A 14,562-nucleotide genomic window follows, 5' to 3' on the forward strand; every position below is an offset into this window, starting at 1 on the left:
ACAGGGCGCCGTAGCGCCACCAGGAAGCAAATTATATGCCTGACCTTGAAGGATTTTCCTAGCTTACGCAACCGGTCTTGTAGGCAAGGTCGCGGGACGCTACAGGCGGAACTCGTGGCCCAGATAGACTTCCTTCACCAACTGGTTGGCCAGGATTGCTTCCGCATCCCCCTCGGCGATCAGTTGTCCGTCACTGACAATGTAGGCGGTCTCGCAGATATCGAGCGTCTCGCGGACATTGTGGTCGGTGATGAGTACGCCGATCCCTTTGGCCTTGAGGTGATGGATGATCTGCTTGATGTCGCCCACGGAAATTGGGTCCACACCGGCAAAGGGCTCGTCCAATAGTATGAACTTGGGGGCAGTGGCCAGTGCGCGGGCGATTTCCACGCGGCGACGTTCGCCGCCTGACAGGCTCATGCCGAGGCTATCGCGGATATGGCTGATATGAAATTCCTGTAGCAGGCTCTCCAGCTCCTTGCGGCGTGCGGCTCGGTCGAGTTCCTTGCGGGTCTCGAGAATCGCCATGATGTTGTCCGCCACGCTGAGCTTGCGGAAGATCGAGGCCTCCTGCGGCAGATAGCCGATGCCGGCGCGAGCGCGGCCATGCATGGGCTGATGGGTGACGTCCTGCTGGTCGATCAGGACGCGCCCTTGGTCGGCCTTGACCAGGCCGACGATCATATAGAAGCAGGTAGTCTTGCCCGCGCCGTTGGGGCCGAGGAGGCCGACGATCTGACCGCTGTCGATTGACAGGCTGACATCGCGGACCACCTGACGGCTCTTGTAGCTCTTGGCCAGGTGCTGGGCTTTGAGAGTCGCCATTACTGTGCTTTCTGCTCTTTCTTCTTCGGCTGGATGACCATGTCGATCCGCGGGCGCGGCGTGGTCACGTTGCTGCCGGTGGCGCGGCCTGCGTTGACGATCTGGCGTTGGGTGTCATAGACGATCTTCTCGCCTTCGAAGGTGTTGCCTTCCTGAATCACCTTGGCCTGGTCGAGCAGGATGATGCGCTCGTTGGCGGCGAAATATTGAATGGTCAGGCCGTAGGCCTTGACTATTTCCTTGTCGACGGCGGGCTTCTGTTCGTAGTACGCGGGTTTGCCCACCGAGGTGAATACCTCGACGTCGCCGTTGGAGTCTTGGGTAATGGTGACAGTGTCGCCGGTGATTTTCAGGGTGCCCTGGGTAATCACCACGTTGCCGCGGTAGACCGCGACGCCCTGCTTGTCATCAAGCTCGGCGCTGTCGGCCTGGACGCGAATCGGTTGCTCGCGGTCCGTAGGCAGTGCCCAGGCGGCAGCACTTCCGAGTGCGGTGCCCAGGCTGAGCAACAGGGGGAGGGTATTAACGAACCTCATGCTGGCCTCTTACGTTGGACTGCAGGATCATCCTGCTGTCATTCAAGTACGCTTTCATTCCTTGTGCCGTGGTCACCCCATTGGCCGCCTCGATTCTAACGGCTTGCTGGGTCTGCGCATATTCCTCGTCGGGGAATACGGTCAGCCGGCTGGTGGTCAGGAGGGTCGGACGGCCCTTGGCGTCGGTGCGGGCCACTCGGACCTTATCGATCAATTCAACTTGCTTGCCTTCGGGGCCCACTTCGCCACGCTCGCTCTGTACGTGCCAGGGAAAAGCCGTGCCGCGATGCAGGAGCAGGTCGGGACTGGTCAGCAGTGTGACATCAGTGGCCTTGATATGTTCGAGGTGTGTAGCCGTCAGCTCGTAGTGAAGCTTTCCGTCTTCCTGGAACTGGGTGCTCTTGCCATTTTCCACATAGAAGTCGATGGCGTTTTCATTGCCCGCTGCCGGAGACCGGTCCATGAAGCTTTCAGGGCTGATGTTCCAGTAGCCGAGGGCGACGAGCAGTGCTGCGATGGGAATCAGGACCAGCGCCAGTCGGATGTTCTTGGACATGTCAGGCCTCAGAGATAGGCGGCTTGTGCCGCTTCAAGGTTGCCTTGGGCGCGCAGGATGAGTTCACAGAACTCACGGGCCGCCCCCTCGCCGCCTCGTGCCTGCGTGACGCCATGGGCGTGCTGCTTCACGAAGGCGTCCGCATTGGCCACGGCCATGCCCAGGCCGACTCGACGGATTACGGGAAGGTCTGGCAGGTCATCGCCTAGGTAGGCGACCTGGTCGTGGGTCAGATCGAGTTCCGCGAGCAGGCCATCCAGCACAACCAGCTTGTCCTCGCGTCCCTGAAACAGATGCTGGATGCCGAGGTTCTGCGCACGGCGCTCGACGACTTCGGATTGGCGGCCGCTGATGATGGCTGTGCGCACTCCCGTGTTCATCAGCATCTTGATGCCTTGGCCGTCCAAGGTGTTGAAGGTCTTGAATTCGCCGCCTCCGGGGAGGAAGTAGAGGTGGCCGTCGGTTAGTACGCCATCCACGTCGAATACCGCCAGACGAACGGCCTTGGCACGGGTGAGGAGGTCGTTACTCATCAGATCACTCCGGCTCGGGTCATATCATGAATATGCAGGGCGCCGATGGGGTGGTCGTCTTCGTCGACCACGACCAGCACGTTGATCTTGTGGTCATCCATGATCTTCAGGGCCTCAGCGGCGAGCATGTCCGGGCGTACAGTCTTGCCATGGACGGTCATGACGTCGTCGATGCTGGCCTGGCGCACATCGATGCCTTTATCCAGGGTGCGGCGCAGGTCGCCGTCGGTGAAGATGCCGGCGAGACGGCCATCGTTCTCGTATACCGCGGTCATGCCCAGGCCCTTGCGAGTCATTTCCAGAAGCGCTTCGCGCAGCGGCGTGCCACGCGCGACGCTGGGCAGGCTTTCGCCGCCATGCATGATGTTCTCTACCTTGAGCAGCAGGCGTCGGCCCAGCGCGCCGCCCGGATGGGAGAAGGCGAAGTCCTCGGCGGTGAAGCCGCGAGCTTCCAGCAGGGCGATTGCGAGGGCATCGCCCAGTACCAGGGAGGCGGTGGTGGAGGAGGTGGGCGCGAGATTCAGCGGGCAGGCTTCCTGGGCAACGCGAGCGTCCAGGTTTGCCGCAGCGGTCTTGGCCAGTGGGGAATCCGGATTGCCCGTGAGGCTGATCAGGGTGATGCCCAGGCGTTTGATCAGCGGTAGCAGGGTGACGATCTCGGCAGTCGACCCGGAGTTGGAAAGCGCCAGGACCACGTCGTCGCGGGTGATCATGCCCATGTCGCCATGGCTGGCTTCGGCCGGGTGGACGAAGAACGAGGGGGTACCGGTACTGGCCAGGGTGGCGGCGACCTTTTTGCCGACGTGACCTGACTTGCCCATCCCGACTACGACTACGCGTCCCTTGCACGCCAGAATCAGTTCGCAGGCGCGAACGAAATCGGCGTCGATGCGCGGCAGAAGGGCGTCGATGGCCTCGCGTTCGAGTCGGATAGTACGTTGTGCGGACTTGATGAGATCGCTGGATTGGCTCATGGAGGGCGTGCAGTTGCCGAGGGAAAAGGCGGCGATTATAGCGATAAAGGTGATTTAGCTCACGCGCCAATGCCGTGGAGGCTGTCGCAAAGCTGAACAGACGCTGGTGTGGCCTTGGGAGCAGCAATGGCGCGGTGATATAGTCCGCGCCTTGTTCGGCCCGTCCCGGGCGGGGTGTCCTTGCGTTGGGACGCGTCGTCTTTCAGGGAGGCTGTATCGCAAGGAGTTTAGATGAGCGCCGAAAACGCCTATGCCGTCGAGTTGAAGGGAGTGACCTTCAATCGCGGCACGCGCAGCATTTTTCAAGATGTCGATATCCGCATCCCGCGCGGCAAGGTAACCGGCATCATGGGGCCTTCTGGCTGCGGCAAGACCACGTTGCTGCGACTGATCGCTGCCCAGCTCAAGCCCGCCAGTGGCGAGGTCTGGGTCAATGGCCAGAACCTACCCAAACTCTCCCGTGCCGACCTGTTCGACATGCGCAAGCAGTTTGGTGTGCTGTTCCAGAGTGGTGCGCTGTTCACTGATCTGGATGTCTTCGAGAATGTCGCGTTTCCGTTGCGGGTGCACACCAAGCTGCCTGAAGAAATGATTCGTGACATAGTTTTGATGAAGCTCCAGGCCGTTGGCTTGCGTGGCGCCATCGAGCTGATGCCTGATGAACTTTCCGGTGGCATGAAGCGCCGCGTGGCGCTGGCGCGGGCGATTGCACTCGATCCGCAGATACTGATGTATGACGAACCGTTCGTCGGTCAGGACCCCATTGCCATGGGCGTACTGGTGCGATTGATTCGCCTGCTCAACGATGCGCTCGGGATTACCAGCATCGTGGTTTCCCACGACCTGGCGGAAACCGCGAGCATCGCGGACTACCTCTATGTGGTGGGCGATTCCCAGGTACTGGGGCAGGGAACCCCGGATGAGCTGATGAATTCCGATAACCCGCGTATCCGCCAGTTCATGAAAGGTATTCCGGACGGTCCGGTGCCCTTCCATTTCCCGGCGCCGGATTACCGCAAAGACTTGCTGGGGGGGCGCTGATGCGCAAGAAATCCTTGCTCGAGCGCATTCGCCTGCTCGGGCGTTCCGGTCTGGATGTGCTGGAAGCGCTGGGCCGCTCCACCCTGTTCCTGATCCATGCCCTGTTTGGCCGTACCGGCGTGGGCAATGGCTTTCAGTTGCTGGTCAAGCAGCTCTACGCGGTTGGTGTGCTGTCGTTGGCGATCATTGTGGTCTCCGGCATTTTCATCGGCATGGTGCTGGCCCTCCAGGGCTATAACATCCTGGTCGACTACGGGTCCGAGCAGGCAGTGGGCCAGATGGTTGCGCTGACTTTGCTGCGTGAGCTTGGCCCAGTGGTGACCGGTCTGCTCTTCGCTGGACGCGCCGGCTCGGCGCTGACGGCCGAGATCGGCAATATGAAGTCCACCGAACAACTCTCCAGCCTGGAGATGATCGGTGTCGATCCGCTCAAGTACATCATTGCACCGCGCCTTTGGGCGGGCTTCATCTCGATGCCGCTGCTGGCGATCATCTTCAGCGTGGTGGGCATCTGGGGCGGCGCTATGGTTGCCGTGGACTGGCTGGGAGTCTATGAGGGCTCTTTCTGGTCCAACATGCAGAACAGTGTGCAATTCACCGAGGATGTGCTGAACGGCGTGGTCAAGAGCGTCGTATTTGCCTTCGTGGTGACCTGGATCGCTGTGTTCCAGGGTTATGACTGCGAGCCGACCTCGGAAGGGATCAGCCGCGCAACGACTAAAACCGTGGTCTACGCCTCGCTGGCCGTGCTGGGGCTTGACTTCATCCTGACCGCCTTGATGTTTGGAGATTTCTGATGCAAATCCGCACCTTGGAAATTGGTGTCGGCCTGTTCCTCCTGGCCGGTCTGTTGGCCTTGCTGCTTCTAGCTCTGCGGGTCAGTGGTCTGTCTTATGGCGCCAATGGCGACACCTACAAGCTTTACGCGCATTTCGACAATATTGCCGGTTTGACTGTCAGAGCAAAGGTGACCATGGCAGGTGTCACCATAGGCAAGGTTACAGCTATCGATCTGGATCGCGACAGCTACACCGGTCGCGTCACGATGGAGGTGGAGAAGCGCGTGGATAACCTGCCTGCCGACTCCACGGCATCCATCCTCACGGCCGGCCTGCTGGGTGAGAAGTACATTGGCATCAGCGTCGGTGGTGATGAGGAGCTGCTCGCAGATGGCGGCACCATCCGCGACACGCAGTCGGCCCTTGTGCTGGAAGATCTGATCGGAAAGTTCTTGCTGAACACGGTCAATAAAGAGAGCAAATGAGGATTCGAAACATGATCAAAACTCTGCGAAACGGCCTGCTGGTGCTGCTGGCGGCTTTGCCCCTGCTGGCCACGGCTGCGCCGAGTGCGCGCGATGTGGTGCAGCAGACCACTGACCAATTGCTGGCTGATCTCAAGGCGAACAAGCAGCAGTATCGCATTGACCCGAACGCATTCTACGAGGCCTTGAACGGCATTCTCGGTCCGGTCGTCGATGCCGATGGCATCTCTCGCAGCATCATGACCGTCAAGTATTCGCGCAAGGCCACGCCTGAGCAGATGACTCGCTTCCAGGAGAACTTCAAGCGCAGCCTGATCCAGTTCTACGGAAACGCCCTGCTGGAGTACGACAACCAGGAAATCCGGGTGCTGCCGACCAAGAAGGAAGACCCCGAGCGCACCAGTGTGGGAATGGAGGTCAAGGACAGCAAGGGCACGGTCTACCCGGTCTCCTACACGATGGTGAACGTCAATGGGCAGTGGATGCTGCGCAACGTGATCATCAATGGCATCAACATCGGCAAGCTGTTCCGTGATCAGTTCGCCGATACCATGCAGCGCAATGGCAATGATCTCGACAAAACCATCAATGGTTGGGCCGAGGTGGTCGCCAAGGCTAAGCAATCCGATGAGGCCAAACAGGCGGGCGGACAATGAGTGAGGCCCGTATCGAGCAGGCCGCTCCGGGCGAGTTGCGTCTGGTCGGCGTGCTCGATTACAGCACTGGGCCGCAGCTGCGTGAGGCGGGCAGGCAGATGATCCGTGCCAGTAAAGGCACAGGTCTGCTGCTGGACTGCTCCGCAGTAGAGAAGACCAGCAGTGTCGGCCTCGCCTTGCTACTGGCCTTCATGCGGGACGCCGCGGCTGCCGGAAAGGTGGTGACGGTGCGTGGAATGCCCGAGGATATGCGGCAGATCGCCGAAGTATCCGGAGTGACCGAGCTGCTTCCGTTAGAAGCTTGAGCCGGTCCAACGGCCCTCCGTCAGGCCCCGCGCACGCGGGGTTCGCAGGCGGAGGGCTTTTTTGTATCATGGCCGACCCGCGCGCGTTGGGCGCCGATTGAGGTTGAGCATGCAGGCCGTAGAAGTGAAAAGCCTCCTGGAGGCGAAACTGCCAGGTACTCAGGTGGAAGTTGAAGGGGAAGGCTGCAACTTCCAGTTGAACCTGATCAGCGATGAGCTGGCCGGCCTGAGCCCGGTGAAGCGTCAGCAGCAGGTATACGCCCACCTGAATCCCTGGATTGCTGACGGCAGCATCCATGCTGTCACCATGAAATTCTTCAGCCGGGCCGCCTGGGCCGAGCGCTCCTGAGCTCCGCTGCCGAGAGAACTATGGACAAACTGATTATTACCGGCGGTCAACGCCTCGATGGCGAGATCCGCATTTCCGGCGCAAAGAACTCTGCGCTGCCGATCCTGGCCGCTACCCTGCTGGCCGACACACCGGTCACTGTGGCCAACCTGCCACACCTGCACGACATCACCACCATGATCGAGCTCTTCGGTCGTATGGGCGTGCAGCCAGTGATCGACGAGAAGCTGGCCGTAGAAGTTGACGCCAGCAGCATCAAGACCCTGGTCGCTCCCTACGAGCTGGTCAAGACCATGCGTGCTTCCATCCTGGTGCTTGGCCCCATGGTTGCCCGCTTCGGCGAGGCCGAAGTGGCTCTGCCCGGTGGCTGCGCCATTGGTTCGCGTCCGGTCGACTTGCACATCCGTGGTCTTGAGGCCATGGGGGCGAAGATCGATGTCGAGGGTGGTTACATCAAGGCCAAGGCTCCGGCCGGCGGCCTGCGCGGCGCCAATTTCTTCTTCGATACCGTCAGCGTGACCGGCACCGAAAACATCATGATGGCTGCTGCCTTGGCCAACGGTCGTACTGTGCTGCAGAACGCCGCTCGTGAACCGGAAGTGGTTGACCTGGCCAACTGCCTGATCGCCATGGGCGCTCAAATCCAGGGCGCTGGTACCGATACCATCACCATTGATGGCGTCAAACGTCTGGGCGGCGCGCGCTACAACGTAATGCCCGACCGTATCGAAACCGGTACCTACCTGGTGGCTGCCGCCGCCACTGGTGGTCGCGTCAAGCTCAAGGACACCGATCCGACTATCCTCGAAGCCGTGCTGCAAAAGCTCGAAGAGGCCGGTGCCCACATCAATACCGGCAACAACTGGATCGAGCTGGACATGAAAGGCAACCGCCCGAAAGCGGTTAACGTCCGTACTGCCCCTTATCCAGCGTTCCCCACCGACATGCAGGCCCAGTTCATCTCCATGAACGCCGTGGCTGAAGGCACTGGTGCGGTGATCGAGACGGTGTTCGAAAACCGCTTCATGCACGTCTACGAAATGAATCGCATGGGTGCTCAGATCCTGGTTGAAGGCAACACCGCCATCGTTACCGGCGTACCGAAGCTCAAGGGTGCACCGGTCATGGCCACCGACCTGCGTGCTTCCGCCAGCCTGGTAATCGCCGGCCTGGTTGCCGAGGGCGACACTCTGATCGACCGCATCTACCACATCGATCGTGGTTACGAGTGCATCGAAGAAAAACTGCAGTTGCTCGGCGCCAAGATCCGCCGCGTGCCGGGTTAGGTCGTGTTATCGGCCGGCCCTGAACGGGGCCGGCCACTAGCGACCGCGCAACAGGCCCCGAACGGGCCGTAGCCAAGGAAATCCAGTTTCATGCTCACCATCGCACTGTCCAAGGGCCGCATTCTCGACGACACCCTGCCGTTGCTCGCCGAAGCCGGCATTGTGCCCACCGAGAATCCGGACAAGAGCCGCAAGCTGATCATCCCTACCACTCAGGACGATGTGCGCTTGCTCATTGTGCGTGCCACCGACGTGCCGACCTACGTCGAGCACGGCGCCGCCGACCTCGGCGTTGCTGGCAAGGATGTGCTCATGGAGTACGGTGGCCAGGGACTTTATGAGCCTCTGGACCTCAGGATCGCCTGCTGTAAGCTGATGACCGCCGGTGCGATTGGTGCACCGGAACCCAAGGGGCGCCTGCGAGTAGCGACCAAGTTCGTCAACGTCGCCAAGCGCTATTACGCTGAGCAAGGCCGTCAGGTCGACGTGATCAAGCTGTATGGTTCTATGGAGCTGGCGCCCCTTGTGGGTTTGGCCGACAAGATCATCGACGTGGTCGACACCGGTAACACCCTGCGCGCCAATGGCCTGGAGCCCCAGGAACTGATTGCCACCATCAGCTCGCGGCTGATCGTTAACAAGGCGTCGATGAAGATGCAGCACGCACGCATTCAGGCACTGATCGAAGTGTTGCGCAATGCGGTCGAGTCTCGACACCCAAGCTGACACCTTGAGTGCGGCCCTGCGCCGCACGCGCCTATCCGTGTCATAGCCAATATTCTCGGGTGCCCGCACGGTGGGCTTGCTACTCTAGCGGCGCCCGAGCTATTGCCATTCATGAGGCCCGCTATGACCGCTCCAATCGCTATCCGCCGACTCAATGCCGCTGATCCGGACTTTGCTCGACACCTGGATCATCTGCTGAGCTGGGAAAGCGTATCCGACGAAGCGGTCAATCAGCGTGTGCTCGACATCATCAAGGCCGTGCGCGAGCGTGGCGATGCTGCGGTAGTCGAGTTCACCCAGCGTTTCGATGGCGTTCAGGCGTCCTCGATGGCCGAGCTGATTCTGCCGCGCGAGCGCCTGGAGTTGGCCCTGAGGCGCATTACTGCCGAGCAGCGCAAGGCCCTGGAAACCGCTGCCGAACGCGTGCGCAGCTACCACGAGAAGCAAAAGCAGGATTCCTGGACGTACACCGAGGCCGACGGCACCGTGCTGGGCCAGCAAGTCACCCCGCTGGATCGCGCAGGCCTGTACGTGCCGGGTGGCAAGGCGTCCTACCCGTCGTCCGTGCTGATGAACGCGATTCCTGCCAAGGTTGCCGGCGTCACCGAGGTGGTGATGGTGGTGCCCACCCCCCGTGGCGAGATCAATGAAATCGTCCTCGCTGCCGCTTGCGTGGCCGGTGTGGATCGCGTCTTCACCATAGGCGGCGCCCAAGCCGTAGCCGCGTTGGCCTACGGTACCGAGAGCGTGCCTCAGGTAGACAAGATCGTCGGTCCGGGCAATATCTACGTTGCCACCGCCAAGCGCCATGTGTTCGGCCAGGTGGGTATCGACATGATTGCCGGCCCCTCGGAAATCCTGGTGGTCTGCGACGGTGGTACCGATCCGGACTGGATTGCCATGGACCTGTTCTCCCAGGCTGAGCACGACGAGGATGCACAGGCCATCCTGGTCAGTCCCGACGCCGCTTTCCTCGACAAGGTGGCCGCCAGCATCGACAAACTGCTGCCGACCATGGAGCGTGCCGAGATCATCCGTACTTCGTTGCAGAACCGTGGTGCGCTGATCCAGGTGACCGACCAGGCCCAGGCCTGTCAGGTGGCCAATCGCATTGCTCCTGAGCACCTGGAACTGTCCGTTGCCGATCCGCAGGCCTGGCTGCCGCAGATCCGTCACGCTGGCGCCATCTTCATGGGCCGCTACACCGCTGAAGCTTTGGGTGACTACTGCGCCGGCCCGAACCACGTGCTGCCGACCTCCGGTACCGCGCGCTTCTCCTCGCCGCTCGGCGTGTACGATTTCCAGAAGCGCTCTTCGATCATCTTCTGCTCGGCCGACGGTGCGTCCGAACTGGGCAAGACTGCATCCGTTCTGGCCCGCGGCGAGTCGCTGACCGCCCACGCGCGCAGCGCTGAATACCGCATGGCTCCTAACAAGGAGCAGGGGGAGTGAATATGAGCAAGTTCTGGAGTCCCTTCGTCAAGGAACTGGTGCCCTACGTACCGGGTGAGCAACCTAAGCTGGCCAAGCTGGTGAAGCTGAATACCAACGAGAATCCCTATGGTCCGTCACCCAAGGCAGTGGCGGCCATGCACGCCGAGGTTGGCGACAACCTGCGCCTGTATCCGGACCCGAACAGTGATCGCCTGAAGCAGGCGGTGGCCGATTACTATGGTGTGCAGACTAGCCAGGTGTTCGTCGGAAACGGTTCGGATGAGGTCCTGGCCCACGCCTTCCACGGCCTGTTCCAGCACGGCAAGCCGCTGCTGTTCCCGGACGTGAGCTACAGCTTCTACCCGGTCTACTGTGGCCTATACGGCATTCCGTTCGAGGCGTTGCCGCTGGACGAGCAGTTCCAGATCCGCGTCGAGGATTACGCGCGCCCCAACGGCGGCATCGTCTTCCCCAACCCCAATGCCCCGACCGGTTGCCTGCTGGCGCTTGAGGCAATCGAGCGTCTGCTCCAGGCCAATCCAGATACAGTGGTGCTGGTGGACGAGGCCTACATCGACTTCGGTGGCCAGACCGCCATCAGTCTGGTGGATCGCTACCCGAACCTGCTGGTGACTCAGACCCTATCCAAGTCCCGCTCCCTGGCAGGACTGCGGGTGGGCCTGGCCGTGGGGCATCCGGACCTGATCGAGGCGTTGGAGCGGATCAAGAACAGCTTCAATTCCTACCCGCTCGATCGCATGGCAATCGCGGGTGCGGCGGTCGCCTTCGAAGACAGGGCCTACTTCGAGGATACCTGCCGCAAGGTAATCGACAGCCGTGAGCACCTGGTGGCCGAGCTGGGCAAGCTGGGCTTCGACGTACTACCGTCGGCTGCCAATTTCGTCTTTGCGCGTCACCCGCAGAAGGATGCTGCCGGCATCGCCGCTGGGCTGCGCGAACAGGGCGTGATCGTTCGCCACTTCAAGCAGGAACGCATTGCCCAATTCCTGCGGATCACCATCGGCACGCCGGAGCAGAACCAGGCACTGCTGGACGCTCTGAATACGCTTTAAGCCTTCTGCGATCGAAAGAAAGAGCCGAGTGTGGAATTCCGCACTCGGCTTTTTCTTGGGCAATTACTCGTGGTGCGGCGCACCGAGGAACGTCAGTGAACTGAACAGGCCCTGTTGCTTCACGTCCGGATCGTTCGGCGTATCGAGGGTGATCTGGGTGGCGATGATGTTCAGCCCGGCGTTGCGCACCAGTACCGTGGCGCGTCCCTCGGCATCGGTTTTCGCACTGATTGCGTCGGGCTCACCACGATAGTCGCCGATCAGCTCGATACCGGCGGCCGGTTTGCCATCGAGCAGGACTCTCACCGCTAGCGGTTTGCCCGGGCCGACTTCCAGCGGGTCGACCTCAGGCACGATCGCAAGGCGCATGCGTTGTAGCTCCGGCAGTCGGGCGCCGGGCTGATAGAAGGCGAGGCTGTATTTCCAGGTATGAATTGAGGCGATAGCACCGGGCACTTGGCGCTGGCCCTGGTTGAGCCATTGCTTGTCGGCAGTCTGCGACCACGGGCCGTTATCCAGGGCGACTGCCAGGGTCGCCGGGGCTTTCAGGGGTTTGAGACGGGCGTGGTCGGCCAGTCGTTCCACCGTTACCGGAATCATTCTGCCCTTGCCATCGAATGCCCAGGCGCCGCTGACTTTATCCGCCTTGAAAGCGTCGTCCTCGGCGCCGTGGCCATAGATCACTTCGATGTTGCCACGACGTTGCTCGGTCCAAAGGCCGTGGGCCTGGACGCTGCTGGCGAAGAGGGCGGCAATGAGGGGCGTGACGAGTAAGCTTTTGTCCAGTCGCATGGGGGTTCCTTTTCAGAGGTCGAGGGTGAGATTGAAGTTGAGGTTGCGGGGCTCTCCTGGCATGACCCAGACGCTGTTGTAGGCGCGTTCGTAGTACTTGCGGTCGAAGAGGTTGTTGAGGTTCACGCCGAGGCTTACCCGCTGGCTAGCCTTGTAGTGGGCGAGCAGGTCGACGGTCGCGTAGGCGGGCAGTTCGAACTGGCTGCCGGCCTGGCCGGACCGGTCGCCGACATAGTTGAAAGCGGCTCCCACATCTGAGCCGCGCAGGTCGCCGCCCCGGAACTCGTAGACCGCCAGCAGGCTGCCGCTGTGCTCGGGAATGCCAAGCAGCCGGCTGCCTTCGGGAAGTACGTTGTCCTTGGTGATTTCGGCATCGATGTAGGCATAGGCGCCGATAACCCGTACGGCTTCGTTCAGTTGGCCGCTGACCTGCAGGTCCAGGCCCTGGCTGCGCGCACGTCCGGCGGCAATGTTCTGCGAGGGATTGTTCGGGTCGGCAGTGAGCACGTTTTCCTTGTCGATGTGGAAGAAGGCGACTGTGGCGCCGAGTCGGCCGTCCAGAAGGTCGAGCTTGAAGCCGGCTTCCTTGCCCAACCCTTTCTCTGGCTCGAATACCGTGCCCTGGCTGCTGATGGTGTTGGGTTTGACGGAGGTCGCGGCGTTGGCGAACAGACCGAGCTCCGGTGCCAGTTGATAGAGCAGGCCGCTGCGCAGGGTCAGATTGTCTTTGTCCTGGGCGTTGCGCACGGCAGTGGCGCGGTTCAGCGCGGTCTGCTCAAAGTGCTCGAAGCGTGCGCCGATCAGCCCCTTCCAGTTGCCGCCGAAGTCGATTTGGTCTTGCAGGTTCAGGGCATGGCTTTCCACTTGCTCGAAGAAGTTGTTGGGGTTGGTCAGCGCTGGCTTGGGTTTGCCATAGACCGGGTTGTAGATGTCCTGACCGTATTCGAGCGAAGCGAGGCTCTGCGGGTATTTCTGGCTGCTGCGGTAGTTCTCCACCTCCAGACCGACAAGAGGCTGGTGAATCCAGTCGCCCGTGTCGACATGGCCGTGTAGCTCCAGCTGGGTGATGCTGTCGTTCCACTCGAAATCGCGCTGGCGGTAGAAGCGGCTGACGTCGTTGCCGGTCAGTCTTGAACTCTCCGAGGCGTCGCCATGCAGGTGACCCTGGGCATAGTGGTTGGCCAGGCGCAGCTTCCAGCTGTCGTTGAGATCGTGCTCGAGGCTGGCCTGGAGCATCTGGTTGCGGTTTCGGATATCGCCGTCGTTGGGCTCGCCGAGGAAGGTAGAGCGCTTCACCGAGCCCAGTTCGCCGTTTACCGACGGGATTCCGCGATCGAACACCGAGTCGTGCTGCACGAATTCGGTCTCCAGCAACAGGCGAGTGTCGGGGCTCAGTTGCCAGCTCAACGACGGGCTGATCACCAGGCGCTGGTTGCCGAGGTGGTCGCGGAAGCTGCCGTTGTCCTCAGTGGCCAGATTGATGCGCGAGAGCAACCGGGCGCTATCGTCGAGCGGTGAGTTGACATCCAGACTCGTGCGATAGCGGTCCCAGCTACCGGCGCTGGCCTTGAAACGGGAAAACGCTTCGGCCTGGGGCTTCTTGGTCACGATATTCACGGTGCCGCCTGGATCACCACGGCCATAGAGGCTTGCGGCGGGGCCCTTGAGCACTTCGATGCGCTCGATCCCGGAACTGTCGGGCGAGCTGTAGCTGCCGCGGTTGATGGCGAAACCGTTCTTGTACAGCTCGCCGGTAGTGAAACCGCGAATGCTGTAAGAGAGGAAGGTCAGCCCGCCAAAGTTGTTCTGTCGCGACACGCCGCCAGCGAAATCCAGGGCACGGTCGAGGCGAGTGCTGCCGAGATCGTCCAGTACCTGCGCCGGAACCACGCTGATGGCCTGGGGAATGTCGCGGATATCGGTATCGGTGCGGGTGGCACTGGCCGAGCGAGTGGCGCGGTAACCCTGCACCGGGCCGTCGGCACTTTCATGGCTATGGCTTTCGATCTGGATGTCGTCAAGCAGCAGTGGGAGGGCGGGGGCGGCCGCTGCGGCCTCGCCAAGGAGGCTCAGGACCAGTCCTGTGGCAGGTGCAAAGTGGCGGGAGGACATCGGATGATCTCGATATAGATGTAATAACATAACATTTTGCGAGATGGGAATCGTTCTTGTCCAGTGCCGGAAGATGCGTGTGCTCGATTGCAGGAACGAA

Annotated in this window: 17 protein-coding genes; 10 read left to right on the forward strand and 7 right to left on the reverse strand. The window is 61.2% G+C overall.

All coding sequences use genetic code 11. The annotated features are described in order from the left end of the window. Positions 1-99: 99 nt before the first annotated feature. Genes lptB through E8F20_RS22340 form a run of 5 tightly spaced genes read right to left on the reverse strand, consistent with a single transcriptional unit; the run spans position 100 to position 3,424 of the window. Entirely contained in the window at positions 100-825 is a 726-nt protein-coding gene (gene lptB / locus E8F20_RS22320) for an LPS export ABC transporter ATP-binding protein (RefSeq protein WP_016490964.1), read from the reverse strand. Continuing rightward, entirely contained in the window at positions 825-1,361 is a 537-nt protein-coding gene (gene lptA, locus E8F20_RS22325; protein WP_028628494.1) for a lipopolysaccharide transport periplasmic protein LptA, read from the reverse strand. Before lptA ends, lptB begins: the two co-directional genes overlap by 1 nt. Beyond that, positions 1,348-1,917, reverse strand: a complete 570-nt coding sequence (gene lptC, locus E8F20_RS22330; RefSeq protein ID WP_280285703.1) for an LPS export ABC transporter periplasmic protein LptC — start codon at positions 1,915-1,917, stop codon at positions 1,348-1,350. The genes lptA and lptC overlap by 14 nt, the downstream gene beginning before the upstream one ends. A gap of 8 nt (positions 1,918-1,925) precedes the next feature. Beyond that, positions 1,926-2,450 (reverse strand): HAD family hydrolase, encoded by a 525-nt coding sequence (locus tag E8F20_RS22335; RefSeq protein WP_280285704.1) that lies wholly within the window; start codon positions 2,448-2,450, stop codon positions 1,926-1,928. Continuing rightward, a complete protein-coding gene (locus E8F20_RS22340; protein WP_280285705.1) occupies positions 2,450-3,424 on the reverse strand; it encodes a KpsF/GutQ family sugar-phosphate isomerase in 975 nt (324 codons plus the stop codon). Before E8F20_RS22340 ends, E8F20_RS22335 begins: the two co-directional genes overlap by 1 nt. A 231-nt stretch (positions 3,425-3,655) precedes the next feature. Between E8F20_RS22340 and E8F20_RS22345 the strand changes: the two genes are divergently transcribed. From E8F20_RS22345 to hisC, 10 genes are all read left to right on the forward strand, one after another. Beyond that, complete coding sequence (locus E8F20_RS22345; protein ID WP_137821112.1) at positions 3,656-4,465, forward strand: ATP-binding cassette domain-containing protein; 810 nt, start codon at positions 3,656-3,658, stop codon at positions 4,463-4,465. Continuing rightward, positions 4,465-5,262: a lipid asymmetry maintenance ABC transporter permease subunit MlaE gene (gene mlaE, locus E8F20_RS22350; RefSeq protein ID WP_280285706.1), complete on the forward strand. Its 798-nt coding sequence runs from the start codon at positions 4,465-4,467 to the stop codon at positions 5,260-5,262. The genes E8F20_RS22345 and mlaE overlap by 1 nt, the downstream gene beginning before the upstream one ends. Beyond that, positions 5,262-5,729 (forward strand): outer membrane lipid asymmetry maintenance protein MlaD, encoded by a 468-nt coding sequence (mlaD, locus tag E8F20_RS22355; protein WP_028628488.1) that lies wholly within the window; start codon positions 5,262-5,264, stop codon positions 5,727-5,729. Before mlaE ends, mlaD begins: the two co-directional genes overlap by 1 nt. A gap of 11 nt (positions 5,730-5,740) precedes the next feature. Further along, a complete protein-coding gene (locus tag E8F20_RS22360) occupies positions 5,741-6,385 on the forward strand; it encodes an ABC transporter substrate-binding protein (RefSeq protein WP_280285707.1) in 645 nt (214 codons plus the stop codon). Then, positions 6,382-6,690 (forward strand): STAS domain-containing protein, encoded by a 309-nt coding sequence (locus E8F20_RS22365; protein ID WP_280285708.1) that lies wholly within the window; start codon positions 6,382-6,384, stop codon positions 6,688-6,690. The genes E8F20_RS22360 and E8F20_RS22365 overlap by 4 nt, the downstream gene beginning before the upstream one ends. A gap of 109 nt (positions 6,691-6,799) precedes the next feature. After that, entirely contained in the window at positions 6,800-7,039 is a 240-nt protein-coding gene (locus E8F20_RS22370) for a BolA family protein (protein ID WP_028628485.1), read from the forward strand. A gap of 20 nt (positions 7,040-7,059) precedes the next feature. Further along, positions 7,060-8,325 (forward strand): UDP-N-acetylglucosamine 1-carboxyvinyltransferase, encoded by a 1,266-nt coding sequence (gene murA, locus E8F20_RS22375; protein ID WP_028628484.1) that lies wholly within the window; start codon positions 7,060-7,062, stop codon positions 8,323-8,325. Between the two features lie 90 nt (positions 8,326-8,415). After that, on the forward strand, positions 8,416-9,051 hold the full coding sequence (gene hisG, locus E8F20_RS22380; RefSeq protein WP_028628483.1) for an ATP phosphoribosyltransferase: 636 nt from the start codon (positions 8,416-8,418) through the stop codon (positions 9,049-9,051). Positions 9,052-9,174: 123 nt separating this feature from the next. Next, positions 9,175-10,503, forward strand: a complete 1,329-nt coding sequence (gene hisD, locus E8F20_RS22385) for a histidinol dehydrogenase (RefSeq protein ID WP_280285709.1) — start codon at positions 9,175-9,177, stop codon at positions 10,501-10,503. Between the two features lie 2 nt (positions 10,504-10,505). After that, a complete protein-coding gene (hisC, locus tag E8F20_RS22390; protein ID WP_280285710.1) occupies positions 10,506-11,558 on the forward strand; it encodes a histidinol-phosphate transaminase in 1,053 nt (350 codons plus the stop codon). Between the two features lie 63 nt (positions 11,559-11,621). Here hisC and E8F20_RS22395 read toward each other — a convergent pair whose 3' ends face one another. Both E8F20_RS22395 and E8F20_RS22400 read right to left on the reverse strand, forming a co-directional pair. Then, a complete protein-coding gene (locus E8F20_RS22395) occupies positions 11,622-12,350 on the reverse strand; it encodes a DUF4198 domain-containing protein (protein WP_280285711.1) in 729 nt (242 codons plus the stop codon). Positions 12,351-12,362: 12 nt separating this feature from the next. Continuing rightward, positions 12,363-14,462, reverse strand: coding sequence for a TonB-dependent siderophore receptor (locus E8F20_RS22400; RefSeq protein WP_280285712.1), 2,100 nt, complete (start codon positions 14,460-14,462; stop codon positions 12,363-12,365). Between the last annotated feature and the right edge of the window lie 100 nt (positions 14,463-14,562).

It is taken from the genome of Pseudomonas sp. BN415, assembly GCF_029871195.1.
Taxonomy (GTDB): Bacteria; Pseudomonadota; Gammaproteobacteria; order Pseudomonadales; family Pseudomonadaceae; genus Metapseudomonas; species Metapseudomonas resinovorans.